At 77.1% G+C, this 1,753-nt stretch carries 2 protein-coding genes and 1 pseudogene; all 3 read left to right on the forward strand.

Features of this window, described 5'->3' with window-relative positions:
- Window positions 1-120: pseudogene (locus ABD308_RS22075) on the forward strand (sulfite exporter TauE/SafE family protein); the annotation flags it as partial.
- A gap of 45 nt (window positions 121-165) precedes the next feature.
- Window positions 166-753, forward strand: coding sequence for a rhodanese-like domain-containing protein (locus tag ABD308_RS22080; protein WP_344337851.1), 588 nt, complete (start codon window positions 166-168; stop codon window positions 751-753).
- Between the two features lie 262 nt (window positions 754-1,015).
- Window positions 1,016-1,753 (forward strand): DUF2797 domain-containing protein (locus tag ABD308_RS22085; RefSeq protein WP_344337853.1); only part of this gene is annotated, 738 nt, incomplete at its 3' end.

Here is a 1,753-nt window from a genome sequence, read left to right on the forward strand (position 1 = left end):
CTCGGCGCCTGGGACGGCAAGCGGCTCGCCGCCCGCCTCTCCGGGGCCGTCCTCCAGCGGATCTTCGCCGCCCTGCTGCTCGGGGTCGCCGCCGTGATGGGCGTCGACGCCCTGCTCTGACCCCGAAGACCTTCCTTCCCGTTCCCCCTCTTGTTAGGAGCCTCCATGGCCACGCTCACCGAAATCACCCCGGACCAGGCGCACCCCCGCCTCGACGCCCTCACCGTCGTCGACGTCCGCACCCCGGGCGAGTACGCCGCCGGACACGTCCCCGGCGCCCTGAACATCCCGCTCGACCAGCTCGACCGGGCGCTCCCGACGCTGCGCACCGTCGCCGCGCGCGGCGAGCTGCTCATCGTCTGCGCCTCCGGCAACCGCTCGGGCCGGGCCTGCGAGTCGCTGGCCGCGGCCGGCATCCCGGCCGCCACCCTGGTCGGCGGCACCAGCGCCTGGGCGGCCGCCGGTCACGAGGTCGAGCGGCCCGAGGGCGCCCCGGCGCGGGCGCCGTGGGCGATGGACCGCCAGGTCCGCTTCGCGGCGGGCGGCCTGGTCGTGGCGGGTCTGCTCATCGACCGCGCCCGGCCCGGCACCCGCTGGCTCTCGGCGGCGGTCGGCGCGGGCCTGGTCTTCTCGGCGGTGACCAACACCTGCGCGATGGGCTCCATGCTCGCCCGCCTCCCGCACAACCGTCCCCGCCCGGGCCGGAGCGCGGACCTGGAGGCCACCCTCGCCGCCCTCGCCGAGGCGAACTGACCCCCGACGCCGAACCACCAGCGCCCCGCGTCCGTCGCCGATCAGCCCGGCGTCGGACGCGGGCCCCGGTCGGGCTCTCCTCTCAGCTTCGACTCACAGTCGTCGCCATGGGCGACAACGCCGCGGCGGCCATGCGGATCCCGGGCCGAAGGACCCGGACGGGTCATCGGGCCGGGCGCCGGCCTGCCCGCGCTTCATCGAATGTCGGTGGCCGCCGGTAGCCTCGGGGGCTCGGACGGGTGTGTGGCGGGGTGAGGTGCGGGTGAGCGTCGTGGGCGGGTGGGTGTCCACCGGGTTGGGCTGGCGGGACGGCCGGGCGGTGCTGAGCGCGGTGCACGGGCGGCGGATGCACGAGCGCGAGGTGGTGCCGGGGGTGGAGGTCGGCTGGCTGCTCGGGGGGCCGCGCCGGTGCGTCGGGGCGTGGCTGGAAGGGCGGGACGAGCGCACGGCGTGCCCGCACCACGCCGTGATCGCGCCGGACGGCGCCGCCGTGCAGTGCGCGTCCTGCCAGAGCGTGGACCGCGGGCTGGCCCTGGCCCGGGACCAGATCCTCGACGACGGCCGCACCTACCGGCTCTACCTCGCCTGGTTCGGCGAGGGGCTGCTCAAGGTCGGGCTGACCGCCGAGCAGCGCGGCACCAGCCGGCTCCTCGAACAGGGCGCGCTCGCCTGGACGTTCGCCGCCCGGGGGTCGCTGCCCTCCGTCCGCCGGGCCGAACTGACGGTCGCCGCCTCCGGGTTGGCCCGGGAGCGGTTCAAGAGCCGGGTGAAGGTGGACCACTGGTGGGAGCACGGTGACGCGGAGCGCCGCCGTGCCCTGCTCGCCGACGCCCGGGTCCGGGCGCACGAACTGCTGCGCGGGCACGGCGTGGAGCTGCTGGCGGACCACCCGGTCACCGACCACGTCGAGGTCTTCGGGCTGACCGGCGGCGCCCCCGCCGTCTACCGGGCGGTCGACGGCCTGGCGGACGGCGCGGTGCTGGCCGGGCGGGTGGGGCCG

Source organism: Kitasatospora putterlickiae (assembly GCF_039527695.1).
Classification (GTDB): Bacteria; Actinomycetota; Actinomycetes; order Streptomycetales; family Streptomycetaceae; genus Kitasatospora; species Kitasatospora putterlickiae.

Excerpts from the sequence above, each read along its gene's own strand:
- ABD308_RS22080 (WP_344337851.1), top strand. The coding sequence starts at position 166 with ATGGCCACGCTCACCGAAATCACCCCGGACCAGGCGCACCCCCGCCTC.